This is a genomic window from Gracilibacillus alcaliphilus (assembly GCF_016909015.1).
Taxonomy (GTDB): domain Bacteria; phylum Bacillota; class Bacilli; order Bacillales; family Amphibacillaceae; genus Gracilibacillus; species Gracilibacillus alcaliphilus.
Map to the genome: position 1 here is coordinate 94,110 of NZ_JAFBFA010000006.1, position 17,747 is coordinate 111,856.

Annotated in this window: 16 protein-coding genes; 9 read left to right on the forward strand and 7 right to left on the reverse strand. The window is 39.2% G+C overall.

From position 1 onward, the window contains the following. Positions 1 to 12 precede the first annotated feature (12 nt). The 6 genes from hisA (at position 13) to JOD18_RS06735 (ending at position 4,552) form a co-directional block, all read left to right on the forward strand. Positions 13 to 765 (forward strand): phosphoribosylformimino-5-aminoimidazole carboxamide ribotide isomerase, encoded by a 753-nt coding sequence (gene hisA / locus JOD18_RS06715; protein ID WP_204668276.1) that lies wholly within the window; start codon positions 13 to 15, stop codon positions 763 to 765. 521 nt (positions 766 to 1,286) lie between these two features. Beyond that, positions 1,287 to 1,421 carry a hypothetical protein gene (locus JOD18_RS24590; RefSeq protein WP_275582970.1) on the forward strand — a complete coding sequence of 45 codons (135 nt, stop codon included), beginning with the start codon at positions 1,287 to 1,289 and terminating at the stop codon, positions 1,419 to 1,421. After that, positions 1,405 to 1,698 (forward strand): nuclease-related domain-containing protein, encoded by a 294-nt coding sequence (locus tag JOD18_RS24960; protein ID WP_204668177.1) that lies wholly within the window; start codon positions 1,405 to 1,407, stop codon positions 1,696 to 1,698. The genes JOD18_RS24590 and JOD18_RS24960 overlap by 17 nt, the downstream gene beginning before the upstream one ends. A gap of 562 nt (positions 1,699 to 2,260) precedes the next feature. Then, complete coding sequence (locus tag JOD18_RS06725; protein ID WP_204668178.1) at positions 2,261 to 3,052, forward strand: carbon-nitrogen family hydrolase; 792 nt, start codon at positions 2,261 to 2,263, stop codon at positions 3,050 to 3,052. 6 nt (positions 3,053 to 3,058) lie between these two features. Next, complete coding sequence (locus tag JOD18_RS06730; RefSeq protein WP_239587969.1) at positions 3,059 to 4,243, forward strand: pyridoxal phosphate-dependent aminotransferase; 1,185 nt, start codon at positions 3,059 to 3,061, stop codon at positions 4,241 to 4,243. A 15-nt stretch (positions 4,244 to 4,258) separates the two neighbouring features. After that, on the forward strand, positions 4,259 to 4,552 hold the full coding sequence (locus JOD18_RS06735; RefSeq protein ID WP_204668179.1) for a hypothetical protein: 294 nt from the start codon (positions 4,259 to 4,261) through the stop codon (positions 4,550 to 4,552). Between the two features lie 183 nt (positions 4,553 to 4,735). On the opposite strand, the gene JOD18_RS06740 is transcribed toward JOD18_RS06735, so the two are convergent. From JOD18_RS06740 to JOD18_RS06765, 6 genes are all read right to left on the reverse strand, one after another. Next, the gene (locus JOD18_RS06740) at positions 4,736 to 5,632 is read right to left on the reverse strand and encodes a sensor domain-containing diguanylate cyclase (RefSeq protein ID WP_204668180.1); all 897 of its coding nucleotides are present in this window, start codon (positions 5,630 to 5,632) and stop codon (positions 4,736 to 4,738) included. A gap of 383 nt (positions 5,633 to 6,015) precedes the next feature. Then, positions 6,016 to 6,471, reverse strand: a complete 456-nt coding sequence (locus tag JOD18_RS06745) for a DUF2269 family protein (RefSeq protein ID WP_204668181.1) — start codon at positions 6,469 to 6,471, stop codon at positions 6,016 to 6,018. A gap of 250 nt (positions 6,472 to 6,721) precedes the next feature. Beyond that, positions 6,722 to 7,930 carry an MFS transporter gene (locus tag JOD18_RS06750; RefSeq protein ID WP_204668182.1) on the reverse strand — a complete coding sequence of 403 codons (1,209 nt, stop codon included), beginning with the start codon at positions 7,928 to 7,930 and terminating at the stop codon, positions 6,722 to 6,724. A 231-nt stretch (positions 7,931 to 8,161) separates the two neighbouring features. Next, complete coding sequence (locus JOD18_RS06755) at positions 8,162 to 8,602, reverse strand: flavodoxin domain-containing protein (protein WP_204668183.1); 441 nt, start codon at positions 8,600 to 8,602, stop codon at positions 8,162 to 8,164. A gap of 237 nt (positions 8,603 to 8,839) precedes the next feature. Next, on the reverse strand, positions 8,840 to 9,889 hold the full coding sequence (locus tag JOD18_RS06760; RefSeq protein ID WP_204668184.1) for a ribonucleotide-diphosphate reductase subunit beta: 1,050 nt from the start codon (positions 9,887 to 9,889) through the stop codon (positions 8,840 to 8,842). A gap of 112 nt (positions 9,890 to 10,001) precedes the next feature. Next, positions 10,002 to 12,293, reverse strand: coding sequence for a ribonucleoside-diphosphate reductase subunit alpha (locus tag JOD18_RS06765; protein ID WP_204668185.1), 2,292 nt, complete (start codon positions 12,291 to 12,293; stop codon positions 10,002 to 10,004). A 499-nt stretch (positions 12,294 to 12,792) separates the two neighbouring features. On the opposite strand from JOD18_RS06765, the gene csaA reads away from it, so the two are divergent. Then, complete coding sequence (csaA, locus tag JOD18_RS06770) at positions 12,793 to 13,122, forward strand: chaperone CsaA (protein WP_204668186.1); 330 nt, start codon at positions 12,793 to 12,795, stop codon at positions 13,120 to 13,122. A 577-nt stretch (positions 13,123 to 13,699) separates the two neighbouring features. Here csaA and JOD18_RS06775 read toward each other — a convergent pair. Further along, entirely contained in the window at positions 13,700 to 15,418 is a 1,719-nt protein-coding gene (locus JOD18_RS06775; RefSeq protein ID WP_204668187.1) for an ABC transporter ATP-binding protein, read from the reverse strand. 264 nt (positions 15,419 to 15,682) lie between these two features. Between JOD18_RS06775 and JOD18_RS06780 the strand changes: the two genes are divergently transcribed. Next, positions 15,683 to 16,552, forward strand: coding sequence for an ROK family protein (locus JOD18_RS06780; RefSeq protein WP_204668188.1), 870 nt, complete (start codon positions 15,683 to 15,685; stop codon positions 16,550 to 16,552). 259 nt (positions 16,553 to 16,811) lie between these two features. Further along, entirely contained in the window at positions 16,812 to 17,729 is a 918-nt protein-coding gene (locus tag JOD18_RS06785) for an aldo/keto reductase (protein WP_204668189.1), read from the forward strand. Positions 17,730 to 17,747: the final 18 nt, after the last annotated feature.

A 17,747-nucleotide genomic window follows, 5' to 3' on the forward strand; every position in this document is an offset into this window, starting at 1 on the left:
GACGTGAATACTTTGCAATTTAGACCGTGTATTGATTTACATCAAGGAAAGGTAAAACAAATAGTAGGGGCCACACTAAATCAAGAAAACAAGCAAGTAGTCGAGAATTATGTATCTAGTCATGACAGCAGTTACTATGCCAAGATGTTTGCCCAAGACCAGCTGACAGGCGGTCATGTAATCATGCTAGGAGATGGTAATAAAGAGGCAGCCATCCAAGCTTTACAGGCCTATCCAGGTGGGTTGCAGATTGGTGGAGGGATTCATGTTGACAATGCCGATGAATTTCTGCAGGCTGGTGCCTCACATGTCATTGTGACTTCCTATATTTTCCAAGACGGTGAATTGAAGATGGACAGATTGAAGCAGCTTGTAGACAAGATCGGTAAAGATCGTTTGGTTATTGACCTCAGTTGTAAACAGAAGGATGGCCAATGGTTTGTAGTAACCGATAAATGGACAAAATTTAGTAATATCGCGATTACGGAGGAAACAATCAAGGAACTAGAAGAATATTGTGATGAATTCCTTATCCATGCAGCAGATGTCGAAGGAAAAAAATCTGGTATTGCTGCTGAGCTAGTAAAATTACTGGCAGAGTATGTATCCATTCCTACGACATATGCAGGAGGAGTCAGGTCAATAGCCGATTTACAATTATTTGAACAATTGACTAAAGGTAAGCTGCATATCACGATTGGCAGTGCTCTTGATATATTCGGCGGCGGTTTGCCTTATCGTGAAGTAGTTGAATATTGTAAATAGTCCAATCAAACTGGAACAAACAGAAAGAATGGTTTGTTCCGGTTTTTTTCTATCCGGTAATCATATAACTCCAGCAGCACCTTGGATTTACAAGCAATAACTTATCCGATAGAAAGAGGACATAGAAATTCGTGAATAGCGAAGATAAACTGGTCATGCGGTAGAAAGAGGGTATGGAAATTTGCAAACAGCAAAGATAGAGCTGTTAAGCGATAAAGAGGGAGCAGGGAAATTCGTAAACAGCAAAGATCCCCCTTTGATCCCTTAGAAAAAGGCAGTTTGCAATCTATCAATAGTGAAGGTAAATTCCCCCTCTTATTTACTAGAAAAAAGGAGTCTACAATCGGCTAAATGGCAAGAACAAGTCGATTATTGGAAATAAAACTAAATCTTCTTTGCTCAAAAAATAAGAATAATCCTATTATCTGACCAGAAAATGATCAAGGTGAGTCGCAAAAAGTGAAATTGCTTTGTAAGCTAGTTATTGTCCATTTGGATAGAATAACTAAAAGTGGAAAGGGGTGTTTAATCTGTTTAAAAAAGAGCGTCAAGTACAAGCAGAATTAGCTATTTATCAAGCATTATCTAAGCGTAAATCACTAGACAAGATGGAATACCAAAAGTACCAGCGGCTGAAACATGGTTTTGAAGTTTGATTCATATCTTGAACCAGGAAGCGATCGTTTCCCCATTATTAATGACCTCTTATTGAAATGGCAGGATTCCTATTTTCAAATAGATACACTATTATTAACCAACGATACTATTTATCTTTTTGAATTAAAAAATTATACTGGCCAGTTCTATTTTGATCAAGATAGATTTTGTAATCTGCAAAGGAACGAGATAGGTAATCCTATTATTCAATGTAATCGAACCTTCTCTTTATTCCGCCGCTTCCTCCAAAGTAATAAAATTTACCTCAAGTCGTAGCTTATATCGTTTTTATTAATCCGAGCTGCACTATATACCAAACTTCAATAGATCAACAAATTCTTTTTTATTCCAATTTGGAAATCTTTTTAAAGCAAATGATCGCTAATCATAAAATAATTAATGCATCTTCAGTGGTTTCTCACCTGTTGTCCGCTCATCAAACACATTCCCCTTATTTGCGTTTGCCAGCGTATGCACTGATAGAATGTAGGGTAGGCATCCCATGTTCACAATGTGATTTCCTGCATACCGCACTTCAGTCCAGATCCATTATTTGTGAGTCTTGCATGGCCAAAGAAGGTAATTATTAAGCTGTATTTCGCTGTGTACAAGATTATTATTTATTATTTCCAGAACAAAAAATCACTACTGCTTCTAGCTATCAATGGTGTGGAAAGATAGTCAGCCAACAACAGTGCAGACAAGTATTATTGAAATTACTTCATAAAAGTAGAAGAAGGCAGACAGACGCATTTTATTATCAAAAAAAGGAGTTTGCTCGCTTATAGCTGATAAATGCTTTACAATAGGTAAAAAGAGACAGAGATGAGGTGTACATATGAAATATGCCATTTATCAAATGGATGTCGTAACTGCTGAACCTCAAGCAAACTTTCATAAGATTCAAACATGGGTGGAAGAACAAGTGCAAGCAGATAAGCCTGATGTGTTTATCTTGCCTGAAATGTGGAATACTGGCTATGCCTTACCACAATTAATAACAATAGCAGATAGCAAGGGGAAAGAAACGATTCCATTCCTTAGTTCCTTAGCCAAACAACATCAAGTGCATATTATCGGCGGATCGATTGCAAATAAGAAAGAAGATGGCATTTACAATACAAGTTATGTCTTTAATCGTGAAGGTGAGTTAGTTCATGAATATGACAAAATTCATCTCGTACCGATGCTGGATGAGCCCAACTATTTACAAGGCGGTAAAAATAAAGCCAAGGTGTTTGAACTGGAGGGGGTAAAAATGGGGCTGATTATTTGCTATGACCTCCGTTTTCCAGAATTGACCCGTGATTTGGCACTACAAGGAGCCGAAGTGATACATATTGTAGCACAGTGGCCAACTTCTAGAAAAGAACACTGGCATTTTCTGCAGCATGCACGGGCAATTGAAAATCAATGCTTTATTATTTCTGCCAATAGCTGCGGTACGTGTGATGGTACGGATTTTGCCGGAGATTCATTGGTAATTGACCCCTCTGGTAAACAAATTGTAGCAGGTGACAGTGAGATAGAGGCCACCGTAAAAACTAGTTTAAATCTAACTGAAGTAGAGAAAACACGTAAGCGTATCCCTGTTTTTGACAGCAGAGTACCTCGTTTATATGGAGTGTGACCAGTAATGATAGAATTTGAATATGCCGAAGCATTAAAACGATTGCCAGATCAATTTTTCGCTAAATTAGTAAAGACAACACAGGCATTAAAAGAGGAAGGGCATGATGTCATTAATTTAGGTCAGGGGAACCCTGATTTGCCGACACCGGAATTTATTGTCAAGGCACTGCAAGAAAGCAGTGAGCGTGGGACTTTTCATAAATATCCTCCTTTTCAAGGATTTCCTTTTTTAAAAGAGGCTGTAGCCGATTTTTATAAGCGTGAATATCAAGTAGAGGTAGATCCGAAGTCAGAGGTAGCGATTATGTTCGGCTCTAAGACAGGCTTAGTGGAAATCAGCCAATGTTTGCTGAATGCTAAGGATAAGGTGCTGGTACCCGATCCAGGTTATCCGGATTATATGTCAGGGGTAGCATTAGTTGATGCGGATCCAGTTTTTATGCCATTAAAACAGGAAAATCATTTTTTGCCTAATTATCAGGAATTGAACCCAGCCGATTTGACAGCCGCCAAACTGATGTTTCTTAATTATCCCAATAATCCGACGGCTGCTACAGCGACTAAGTCATTCTTCGATGAAACGGTTGCTGTAGCCAAGACACATCAAATAGGTGTTGTTCATGATTTTGCTTATGGTTCGATTGGTTTTGAGCAGGACAAACCACAGAGTTTTTTACAATCGGAAGGAGCAAAAGAGGTAGGGGTGGAGATGTATACGTTATCGAAGGCTTTTAATATGGCTGGATGGCGTGTTGCCTTTGCTGTTGGCAACCCTTCGATTATTCGAGCTATTGAATTAATTCAAGATCATTATTATGTCAGCATCTTTGGAGCGATTCAAATGGCGGCAAAAGAGGCGTTAGATCATGGGAAAGCAGCGATGATACAATTAACAGCAACATATCAAGAACGAAGAGATGCTTTTCTAGCTGCCGCTGAGGCGATTGGCTGGACGGGCGGTACGGCACAAGGATCCTTTTTTATCTGGATGCCGGTGCCAGCCGGGTATCAAGCAGAGGAATTTGCTGATGTCTTATTAAAACAAGCCCATGTTGTTGTCGCACCTGGCAATGGCTTTGGTAAAACGGGAGAAGGGTTTGTTCGGATCGGGCTGTTGGATCATCCCGTCAGGTTGCAAGAGGCATGTGAGCGAATTGGTAAGCTTGCTTTATTTAGGACACCATCTTAATAGCAGGAGGATGTTATGGGAATTTTCTTTGAAGAAGATGTTCGTCGAAAAAAGTATCCAAAACCGAGAGTACTAGTGACGTTTCAATTAGTGATTATGTTTGGCTTGATAGGTTTCTTAATTATGGGAATCAGTCAAGAGGCAAGCCGAACATTATACCTCGGAATTGCCAACTTGCTCCTTGTGGCAAGTATGGGGATTGATGAGATATTTTACTATACAGTAACAAAAAAATGGCGCAAAAAGCCTTGGCTAATGATTATATTGTTTTTAATATTGGGTGTATCATTAATTATTGCCCCGTATTAATAAAGGATCTTCAAAACGCCTGATAAAAATGACGTGTCGAATGACGGAGTTGCAACACGATGTTGCGAACTTAACCGTTGAAGGTTATATGACCGGATTTTTGGAACACGCTTTATATAGAGAAAAAGCTGAATAGGCCAGACGCCTGTTATCGGCTTTTTCTCGTTTCAGGCAAAGGGAAGTTTAAGACATCACCATGTAGGTGCCTTTTCCCATTTGTTTGGCCTTATAAAGTCCTTCATCGGCCAGTTGCATCAATTGTTTCAGTGGCTGTTTGGTTTGATAATGGACAATTCCGATACTAACTGAGATATCAATCGGGAGGGTATACTCAGACCAATCCGACAAGGAATGGATAATGGTCTGTGCGCAATGATAGGAGTATACTTCATTTGGAGGCTCCGGCAGAATAATAATAAATTCATCCCCTCCAATACGGCACAGGATATCCTGATCACGCAAGGTCTTTTTTAAACGATTACTGACCTCCACAAGGATTTTATCTCCCCATGCATGCCCATATTGATCATTTACTTCTTTAAAGCCGTCTAAATCAATCGATAATAGTGTACCTGAGGTCTTCATTTTCTTAAAATTCTCATAGAGGTAGCGTCGATTATATGTTTTTGTCAGCATATCGCTCATCGCTTGATGCTCTAATTCCAGTACATAGGAAAAAAGACGGGAACATCTCTCTAATATTAGAATGGTATTTTCATCATAATAATGCTTTTTCTGATGAGTAGCACATAATATGCCAATTATCATTTCACCTTTGTATATGGGAACTCCTGCATAGGATCGTATCGGTGTTGGGTAGAGAAGCTTTAGCTCTTTTATTAACTTTATGCTTGATATATCATGAAGGATAATTGCTTGTTTACTTGTCAGGATTTTTTGGCAGCATTTTTCCAGTGTATCTAGCCGCTGGTCATCTAATATCATTTCCCCGGCAGCATGCTTATCTTGCGCTTTCAGAAAGAAAAGCCCATCCTTAACTATACGTCCAATAAACAGCTGGCTTTCCGGTATCATAGTGATTACAAGTTCTAATAAGTCACCTAAAGTCTTTCTTTCCATAATAACCTCCAAGCTTCCATAATGAAGTGAGCAGAAAGTTCTATACGAGCAGCAAAAAAGATCTGCAGTATGTACCAAGATATTACTCATCGAAAAAATATTTATGTAGAAGGTTTGCGAACTAGGTGGGAATGACACCCTCGATCCAACCATGGAGATAAGAAACCACAATTGAAAGTCTCACTTTATTATAATGGAAGCCTAAATGGTTAACAATACCTAATCTATGGTAAAATAAGCACAAAATAGAACAAAAATATACAGATAGAAAAGAATAAACGACAGAATTTTGTAAAAAAGTGTTTAATAAGTGAAAGGTGAATTAGGATCATTTTCCTGTCTAATCATTCCTTTGATCCCAAACTGCCCGCTTGCTAGAAAATTTAAAAAGGTTTGGTAATCATTAATAAAATAATGACAATGATTAATAGATTTACAATATATTCTGTGCGAAGCAGTTTATTTCGTGCATGGTAATAACTGCTGGGGATTTCTTTTATATTAAGATCAGCTATCATTTGCCGGATAGGACGTGTATACGTCTTGAGCAGAGTTACTCCTAAGATGAGTACGATTAAATAAAGGAATAAACTCAGAAGAAACCAGCCTTGTTGGAATAAGAAAGGATTCACTGCACCTAACAATAAACCTGTTGCCAATAACAAGATGCCCCCTGTTCTGACAAACCGGTGGAGCCGATATTTGATAGCGAACACATATCTGACTTGATCCATCGTTTGCGCTGTTTTTACTAATGTAGTCAAAATAAAGCCAGGACCAATTCCGATAATAGCAGATAGAATATGAGCGATAACAAGTATACTATATAAGCTATTCATTTTCTCTCTCCTTTGCGAATACAGATTTTCAGCCAAACATGCAGAAAGTATATAATGTTGTCTTCATTTATTCGTATACAAGGAGATCCTTGTCCAGCTGCAAGCGCCAAACTTTAGAGATTTCGCGTCATGCCCTACGATTAGTCAACATCGGTTCGTCACCTCACCGTGTTTCTTATATCTCAGTTGTTCTGCTCCATTCGTTACGTGTTTAAACGGGCGCTCTGCACTTTTCTTTCTCCATACCTTATTATCCTCTGTTTGGGAATTTCCTGAGAATGACCAAGACGGCTAATAAAGCGAAGCCTCCCGTGACATAGAATACTTCCCCTAGTCCAAATTGCTCTGCAATACTGCCTGCTATTAATGGACCCAAAAATATACCAAGTGCATAAAAGGATTGAAAAAAGCCCATAGCCGACATTTTTAAATTTGCTGGGCTACAGCGTATCACCTCATCCAATAGAATCGGGAATACAAAACCAAGCGTAAGTCCAATGACAAAATGAAGGGCACTTAAAGCAAACAGAGTATGTGCCAATGGTACAAAGCAAAGAAACATTCCCGTTATTCCGAAACAGCTCCACAAAATCGATTTATTATGTTTGCTGTCGATGTTGGTGAAAACCAGGCTTAACGAGGCAGCAGCATGCGGAATAAAGAAAGCACTAACCAGCCAAATAAAATCTGTCTCTGAAACGCCATTATCAGCAGCAATAATTGGGCTAAAGCCAAAGATGGTAATAAACAGAATCGCATGGGCCATCAACGATAAGAAGGTGATCATTTTTAATCCGGGCAGGGCAAGCATCGTGTATAAATGAGATAATAGATTAGATTTGTTCTTAGATGTTGTTTCCGTTGAACCGCTTTGTAAATCCTTAATTTGAGAAGCAAGTAAAATACCTAATATAGAAGCTAAAGCACCAATCCAAAAGGGAGCATTCCAGCCCAGCTTTTCCACAATAAATCCACTTATTGCCATACTGATAAACTGTGTGGTTACCGTAATAAACTGTAATGTTCCCATTGCCTTGGCTGATTGATCTGCACTAAAGTAATAGGTATACAGAACAGTAGCCATTACCCACATGGAGGCAGTAATCCCTGCCAGTAATCTTGCTGTCGTAATCATAAAAAAAGAGTCGAAATAGACTAAAATCAGACAGCTGATCAGCGAAACAGCAAACCCGCCGACAAACAAAAGCTTCCTTAATTTATTCAGATAATCAGATAAAATCCCAAGTGGTAAACGCAGTAAAATCTGAGTAATACCGTAACTTCCAATAATGATGCCGACCGCTGAATAAGAAAATCCTTTAGATTGTAAGTACACACCAAAAACAGGTGAGTAAATATAGATAGCAAACCAAAAACAAAATATGGCCGCTAAAAAAATAACATGATCCTTTTTCAGAATCAGTTTCTGACTTTCATTTCCAACATATTCGTTACTCAAGTGAACATCCCCTCATTCTATAGCCTATACAGTTTTTTATTATTATGGTAACCGTTCATCATCCTAGATTCAAGTGGGAGGTAGTAGCCACTTGAATCCTCTTATAATGAAAAATATTCCTATCCACTTTGGAAATGGACAGGAATATTTTGAAACTAGTAGTTGTCATATATTATGGAATGAAACCATTGATAAATTTTCATCATTTATTCTGCTTTTGCTATCATACGATTAAACCAAGACAAGCTGATTAGTTAATCGATCACAGAATTTATCACACTTCATTATGTCATCGTCTTGTGGAGTCAGCTCTACTTTTAGGGTAACAGCCAAGTTGCTTTGGACATACAACATGTCACGGAAAAGGTCAACAGCGCCACAGAAATGAGAGTAGAAGCTGTCTCCTGTACCAAATACACCTGTTGTAATGTGTTGAACATCTTCCTCTTCAAATGCTTCGAAGACATCTTCCATTTCCATCGGTAATTCCCCATCATCCCAAGAGTAAGTGCCGATAGCTACCATGTCATAATTGGACAAAGCGGCTGGATCAAAGGAATCTACCGGAATTAGGTCGGTAGCAATATGACGCTTTTCCATATTTTCATGAATGATTTCAGCTAATGTCGCTGTATTACCAGTAACTGATGTGTAGATAATTGCTGCTTTCATACAGCAACACCTCCTTTAATAAAATCGTTTATCGCAGTGTAACTGGCTGTAGGACTCCCCTTCCAGATAAGGGAAAGCCTCGTTGTTAAAGCAGGAGATCCAACAGCTAGTAACCATCCGATTAGTTCAACTAACGTTCAGTGGAGAGAGGAAACTGACTAAGTTTGCGGCCGTCATGTCGCAACGTCTGCACTAGCACTTCCTATGCGTCGAACCCTCACTGAACGAAGTTACACTTTATAATTCGTCAAATCCATTGGATGAAGAAACTTTGGTATAGGTACGTGATTTCTGTTCAAAGAAGTCAGACTTAGTTTCATTCATCATTTCGTCACTAAAGACGTGAATCCATTGCATTGGGTTTTCCCGGTCTGGATAATAGTTGTCTAAGCCAATTTGGCGGAAACGTTTATTGGCTAGATACTCCACATAGCCATGGAATTCTTGAAGGTCAATTCCTTCAATATCTTTTAAAATATAATCGGCCCATTCCTTTTCTAATTGAACGGCTTGATCGATTGTATCATAAGCAAATTGAATATTTTCAGGAGTGTTTAGCTCCGGATTTTCGGTAAGTAAGATACGTACAAATTGAGAAATAAAATAAGCGTGTTGCATTTCATCCCGTTGAATATAACTGATCATTGTACTTGTTTTAAGCATTTTTTGCTGACGTGCTAAATGATAGAAGAAGGCAAATCCAGCGTAAAAATAGATACCTTCCAAATTAATCGAGCTAATTGCTAGTTCAAATAGGCGTTGTGCTGTCGGCTGTTCACGGAATGCTTCATATCTGTCTAAGATTAATTGATTTCTTTTACGAACAATTGGGTCTTCTTTCGCCTGATTAAAGCGTCTGTTCTGTTCACTAGTCGGTACAAGTGAACTCAAGATATAAGAATAAGATTCATTATGCACTGCCTCTTGCTGAGCGATTACGGCAAAGATTGCCTTAAAACTAGAGTCTGTTACATAGTCCATCACTTGTGTCATCGTTGGTGTCTGCAAACTGTCTAAAGAAGCTAACTGTGTATTAATACGCAAGAAAACGTCTTTCTCTGTGTCAGACAGTGCATCCCATTGTTTAATATCATCTTGCATATTGATTTCTTGAGCCTTCCAGAAGTTGGCGAGTAATGTTTGATATAGGTCATACATTTGCGAGTAAGCAATATCATTCCAATTAAGCAAACCAGAAGATTCACCATTAATAATTCCTGTTGATTTATTTGGATGAGTAGGATTTAATAGTTTGATTTTTGATAAACGTTGGTCCACTTGTGTCATTGTTCATATCCTCCTTACAGTTAGAGAGAAGAGAGAGGAGAATCTCTCTTCTCTGGCTGCTGTGCATTTTGTTTCTCATAGCAGCAGGGTTCTCGATCCTCTGCTGAAGTCTTTAGCTATGGCAAGCTTCACATTCTTCAATTTCTGTTTGTGAAGTGCTTCGTACATAATAGGTTGTTTTTAATTTGTTTTCCCATGCAGCAAGGTGCAGGTTTAAAAGATCTTTTGCCTTAATATCGTGGCGTACATAAAGGTTAAAGCTGATCGCTTGGTCAATATGGCGCTGGCGTTTGGCATTTTGTTTAATGCTCCATATTTGATCTAATTCATGACGGGCACGGCGATAATAGTTATAAGTAACATGATCTAGATCAGGTGCCGTCACTTTAAATTTGAAATTCTTTTTCTCTTCGGCATACTCTACATTGTAGATTGGGTCAATTCCATCGGTAGAGCCGCCAATTTTGGCAGTGGAAGAGTTAGGTGCTACCGCCATTAACCAGCCGTTGCGCATACCATTTTCAGCCACTTGCTGACGCAATTCCTGCCAGCGGTCAGATGTATAGTTCCGACGGTCAAAGTAGACACCGGTTTGCCATTCAGATCCTTCAAATTCAGAATAGGCACCTTTTTCTTGTGCTAATTCCATAGAAGCCTTGATCGTGTAGTAGGCAATGTCTTCATATACTTTATCGGCATAATCAACCGCTTCTTCTGATTCCCAGTGCAGGTGCTCTAAGGCAAGCAGGTGATGCCAGCCAAACGTACCTAAACCAACGGCACGGTATTTCTTGTTGGTTGCCTGTGCTTGGCCAACAGAAATTGTATTCAAGTCAATTACGTTATCCAGCATACGGACTTGAACAGCAATCAGGCGTTCTAGTACTTCAGCACGAACGGCATTTGCCAAATTGATAGAAGACAAGTTACAGACAACAAAATCTCCTGGCTTACGGATGATCACGATATTTCCGTCTTCATCTAAATATTCTTTTGTAATCGTTGTAGCCGACATATTTTGTGCAATTTCAGTACAGAGGTTACTGCAGTAAATGGATGTTCTGCCAATGCCTCGTTTATGTTTATTCGGATTCTGGCGATTGACTTCATCACGATAGAACATATATGGTGTACCAGTTTCCAACTGGGCAACCATGATGCGTGCCATAATATCCATCGCACGGTATGTTTTTCTAGGAAGTAATGGATGATTGACTGCTTCCCAATATTTATCTGTGAAATATTTCTGATCTTCTTCATCATAGAAATCTTCTAGTCCGAGCGGATTGCCATCTTCGTCTTTCCATCCCATGGTTTGTTTCACTTGATGTGGACAGAATGTATGCCATTCACCAATGCTTTTGCCGTTCTCATCACGTTCTTGAAGCTGTTGCATGAACAAATCCGGAATAGCAACACCTGTGAAGATATCGTGTGCTTTACGGCGCTCATCCCCATTATTGGTCTTTAAGTCTAAGAAGCCGTTCATAATATCTTTATGGAAGATATCTAAATAAATAGCAACTGCACCTTGACGCTGACCAAGCTGATCAACACTGACTGCTGTATCATTCACTAAACGAATCCAAGGAACAACCCCAGAAGAATTGCCTTTAAACTTCTTAATATCAGAGCCTAGGGCACGAACCTTTCCATAATAAATACCAATTCCGCCGCCATCTTTACTTAAGCGGGCGATATCCCAGTTGTTTAAGTAGATACCATCTAATGAGTCATCAACTGTGTCAATAAAACAAGAAGATAATTGGCCATAGCTTTTACCAGCGTTCGATAAGGTAGGAGTGGCTACGGTCATATATAAGTTGCTTAAAGCCCAATAGGCTTCTTTCACTAATTCCAACCGCTTTTCTTTTGTTTCATTTTGCATAAGTGTCATCGCAATGATCAAGAAACGTTCTTGAGGTAATTCATATAAATGACGATCATGGTCACGGGCTAGATAGCGATCTGACAGTAAAAATAATCCAATATAATTAAATAGTGCGTCTTTTTCCGGTTCAATGACTTGCTGCAGGGCATCCATCTCATCTTTATCATAGGCTTCCAAAAGTGCTCTAGAGTAGATACCTTTATCTGTTAAAGTGGTGATGAGCTCATATAGACTGCCGTATTTTTGATCTGCCTGGTAGCCGCGGTTGGCTGCTGCCTCTTGATAAAGGTTGGTTAAATGGAAATGAGCGGCTACAAAAGTCCAATCCGGCTGATCCATTGCAATTCTATTTAATGAGTAAAATAATGCCTCCTGTGTTGTTTCTTGCTCTGATTTGCTTGTTTGTTCGATTCGTTGTTGAATTTCTTTCGTATCTAAACCGTACTTTTCACCAGCCTTTTGTAATGCATTGATGACAGATTGTTTGATACTGCTTGTTTCCATTGTTGTCATGTCAAGACCTCCATTTACATAATAAAAGCGCCCATTGTAGAGCGATATATTTGGTGATTTGTTAAAAATCATATAGATATGTAGCATAGGGTGCGTAAGAGCGATCTTACACTAGTGATACAATATATTGATGTTTTTTGATTGCTTATGTCTATATATTGTATTCTAAAACATAAATGGAGTTTTTACAACCAAAAAGTAATCATAAATGGATAGAGTTTTTTTGAATGTTGGTGTGGTGAGGGTTAGCCATCGAAGAATAAGACTTAAGTCTGATATAAGCATCTCACTTATACATGAAAAATAGTAAAATTATGTTTTTACTGAGGAACCTAAAGACTGAGCTGAGAAAGCCTCATATTTTGATAATGTCAATTTTTGGGTGTGTTTGTCTTTTGGAAGCGACTATTTTAGTCGAAAAATAATACACTGAAATGTTATTATATGATAGAAATAAGTGAAATGTCAAAGTAAAAAACAAAAAACAAGGGGTAATATTATGGCGACAATAGAGGACTTTTTGCAATTAGATTTGCGCATCGGAACTATCATAGAGGCAGAAAATTTCACAGAGGCAAGAAAACCAGCATTGAAATTAAAGATAGACTTTGGGGAGCTTGGAATAAAGCAATCATCAGCTCAAATTACTAAACGCTACTCACCAGAGCAGTTAATCGGAAGACAAATTACAGCAGTAGTTAATTTTCCGCCTCTTAGAATTGCAGGTTTTCGATCAGAGGTGCTTGTTTTGGGAGGAGTGCCGGGTGAAGGTGATGTCGTCCTGTTAGCACCAGATCAAACAGTAGCGAATGGGACAAAGATTTCTTAAACAGGGGATGTTTAAAACCAGCATGTCCTGGTAGGTATCACCAGCCATGTAAGCTTTAGCCACCCTAGTAATTTGGTTCATTCGTGTGAACCACTGGATCAGAGTTTTCGTATAACAAGGCAAGAAGGGGCTGTTGCACCATGTAAATGCTGCATGTTGTAACAGCTTTTTGGTATGAGGATGGTTCTTTTTAATTATTGCTAATGATGGGAAAGAACATTCACGTGAGACATCCTTTTTAACTTTCTAAGTCGGCTTCAAGAGATAAAAGTCGGCTCATAGAGGGCTTGAAAAGATAAGATACCCCTGACATCTTATCAAAAGAACAACTCCTCAAAGCTTCAACAGATAAGATATAATCTCAGCATTTGATGAAAAGCCCATTTCTTGGGACTTGAAGAGATCGAGTAGCCATAGAGGGTCAACAAAAATGGCTATCTTGACAACATCCCTTTTCAACCATTTGAAAAGAATACGTCTTTGCGTAAGTCAGACACCTAAAAAGAGGAACTGTCGCACCATGTAGTTCCCATTGTGCAGCAGCCCCTTCTTAATGACATAAAATCCTATGTTAAGATTATTGATTTTGATATTGGATATGGTGCAGACGTGCAAATACACCATTACGTTCTAACAATTCTTGATAACTTCCTTGTTCCACAATTCCTTCCTTGGTAACTACGACGACGCGGTCGGCGTCTTTGATGGTGGCCAGACGATGTGCAATAACTAGGGTTGTACGATCCTCCGCAAGATTATCTAACGATTTCTGAATCATACGCTCTGTCTCCGTATCTAAGGCGGAAGTTGCTTCATCCAAGATAAGGATTGGCGGATTCTTTAAGAAAGTTCGGGCGATAGCCATCCGTTGTTTTTGTCCGCCTGATAACTTCAAGCCGCGTTCACCGATTTGTGTATCATACCCTTCTGGCAGCTCGGCAATTACATCATGAAGATAGGCCTTTTTTGCCGCCTCAATGATTTCTTCTTCTGTAGCCTCCCTATTACCGTAGGCAATATTCTCCCGCACTGTACCGCTAAATAGGAAGACATCCTGCTGCACAATTCCAATTTGAGAACGAAGTGATCGTTTCGTCATATCCCTAATATCGGTGCCATCAATGGAGATTGAACCACTGTTGACATCATAAAATCGTGGAATTAAGGAGCAAATCGTTGTTTTACCAGCGCCTGAAGGACCGACAAAGGCTACCGTCTCGCCTGGCTGGATCTGCAGATTAATATCTTCCAGCACCTGTTTATTTTCATCGTAATGAAAGTGCACATGATCGAATACAATGTTGCCTTGTAATGATTGGATATCGGTTGCGCCAGAGCGATCTTTTATTTCTGGCTCCTTTGCCAACAGCTCCTGAAAACGGCGGAATCCAGCCATTCCTTTTGGATATAGTTCTAACAAAGCACTAACCTTATCAATTGGTTTAATCAGGACGTTGGTGTACAATACAAAGCTGACTAATTCTCCATAACGCAAGTCACCCTTAAAGCTTAACCAGGCTCCTACTACTAACACAATAAGCGTTAATAAACGTGTCATCATATAGATGCTGGAATGAGTACCGGCCATTACCTTATATGCACCAATTTTTGCCTTGCGGAAGAGTCCGTTATTTTTTCTGAATCGTGTTAATTCGAAATCTTCGTTAGTAAAGGATTGTACAACCCTTGCACCAGATACGGCATCTTCGACACGGGCGTTGACATCTGCAATATTACGGTACATGTTATGCCATGCTTTATTCATGGCAATATTACAATAAGTAATCAAGACAACAAGCAGTGGCACCATTACTAAGGCGATTAATGCCAATGTTGGATTAATGTTAAACATAATCCAGAAAGCCCCAAAAAACGTCATAATGGCAATAAAGAAATCCTCAGGACCATGGTGAGCTAACTCGCCAATATCAAATAAATCATTGGTGATCCGGCTCATAATATGTCCTGTCTTTGTATTATCAAAAAAGCGGAATGATTGCCGCTGCACATGGGTGAATAATTCTTCACGCATGTCTGTTTCAATATTGATTCCCAGCTTATGACCCAGATAACTTACAATATATTGTAAGAATGTACTTAATAGATAAACAGCCAGTAACAGAATACTGATCGTTACAATTAAGTTCCAATCTCCCTGCGGCAATAGCTCATCAATGAGCCATTGAACAGCGATTGGAAAGGCTAGCTCTAGTATCGCCACGACTACAGCACTAGAGAAGTCAATGATAAATAAGCGCTTATGCGGCTTATAATAAGAGAAAAATTGCTTTAACATAATTGCGCATGCTCCTTTTCTATCTGGATTCACATAATTATAGCAAAACTATTTCGAAATTCGTAATAAATTTTATTATTTTGTAAAAAATCCTGATTCATAGTGTCTTTGTTCACAAAAGTGACATTTGTTGAAATTATCATCGAAAACGCTGTCTAAAGAGGTTCGGTTATGCTAAAATAATCTATGATAAACAGATGTACTTACGATCACTTACAACTTTTGCAATGTGATGATAGGTCGTTTTAAGAGGAGGTAACAGCATTGAAATTAGGTGCAATTGAAGCTGGAGGTACAAAGTTTGTTCTGGCAGTAGGGACAGACAAAGGAGATATTTTAGAGAAAGAAGTGATTCCAACGGAACATCCGGATATCACGGTTCCTAAAGTAATCACTTTTTTTGAAGGAAAAGGGATTGAACGTTTAGGGTTAGGCGGTTTTGGACCAATTGATATGAATGAACATAGTGATACATATGGTCAACTCCAGAAAACCCCAAAAACAGATTGGGTGGATTATCCGCTTGGAGCAAAGCTGACAGAAGCGCTGCAAGTTCCAATTGTTATTGATACAGATGTTAATGTGGCAGCGATGTCGGAAGCCAAATGGGGCAATGCGACAGATGTAGACACATGCTTATATATTACAGTAGGTACAGGGATTGGCGCTGGAGCGTATTTTCATGGACAAACATTAAAAGGGTTATCCCACCCAGAAATGGGACATATCAGTGTAAGGCGTCATCCAGAAGATACTTACGAAGGAACTTGTCCTTATCATGCCGATTGTGTGGAAGGATTGGCGGCAGGACCATCATTAGAGAAAAGATGGGGGAAGAAAGGCCACGAGTTAGCTGAGGATGACAAGGTTTGGGAAATGGAAGCCTATTATCTTGCCCAGGCACTAACCACTTATATCTATATCCTTTCACCAGAACGAATTATTATGGGGGGAGGGGTAATGAAACAAAAACAATTATTCCCATTAATTCGTAAGAAGGTGTTGGAACTGCTCAATGGTTATGTAAGTTCCCCATACCTAACAGAAAAAGAAATTGATAAATATATTGTAGCACCAGGCTTAACAGACGAAGCAGGGATAAAAGGTGCATTATATTTGGCAATGGAAAAGTAAGCTATGCCAAGAGAATGATGTAAAAGAACCGGGGGCAGCTCCAATAAGTAGGACAGTCTCCGGTTTTGTTATGGAAAAATAAATCAGAGCCAGTCTACTCTATTCCTACTTTAACAAAGTCGTAGGAGATTGAAAATATTGGATGTGACCCGTACTGTATTATTAACGCTTTTGCCTCACTTGGTAAAGTGCAATATAATCGCTTACACACACGCTTTGTGCTACAATTACTGATACAAATGGGAGAGGAGTGAATAGAATGAAGAAGCTTGAAATAGGAAAAAGCGGCTTGCAGACTAGTGAAATTTCGTTAGGCTGTATGCGTATGGATCAATTGTCTGTGCAAGAGGCTAATCGAGTGATTCAAAATGCACTGGATTTAGAAATTGATATGTTTGATCATGCAGACATATATGGAAAAGGAAGATCAGAAGAGATTTTTGCTGAGGCAATCGATATGAATCCGTCTATTCGTGAAAAAATGGTAATCCAAACGAAATGTGGTATTCGTGAAGGATTTTTTGACTTCTCGAAAGAACATATTCTGGCTTCAGTGGAAGGCAGTTTGAAGCGTTTAAAGACAGATTATATTGATATTCTGTTGTTACATAGACCAGATACGCTGGTAGAGCCGGAAGAGGTAGCAGCAGCCTTTGATGAATTGAAACAAAGCGGTAAGGTTCGTCATTTTGGGGTAAGTAACCATAATCCAAGCCAAATTGAATTATTGAAAAAGTATGTCGACCAAGATTTGATCGCCAATCAGCTGCAATTAAGCTTAATGTTTACACCAATGATAGACGCAGGTCTGAACGTTAATATGCAGCATGATCCATCTATTGTGCGAGATGGCGGTATTTTGGACTACAGCCGCTTGCATGATATGACGATTCAACCTTGGTCTCCATTCCAGCATGGTTTCTTTGGAGGGGTGTTTGTCGATAATGATAAATTCCCTGAAGTCAATCAGAAACTGCAGGAATATGCTGATAAATATCGTGCAACAAAATCAGCTATTGCGATTGCCTGGCTTCTGCGTCATCCAGCGAAGATGCAGCCAATCGTAGGCACAATGAATAAGGAACGCTTAACAGACATTGCTAAGGCTTCTGATGTAACGCTTTCTAGAGAAGAGTGGTATGACTTGTATCGTGCTGCTGGTAATCAGCTGCCTTAGTCAATAAGTAAGCGGCAT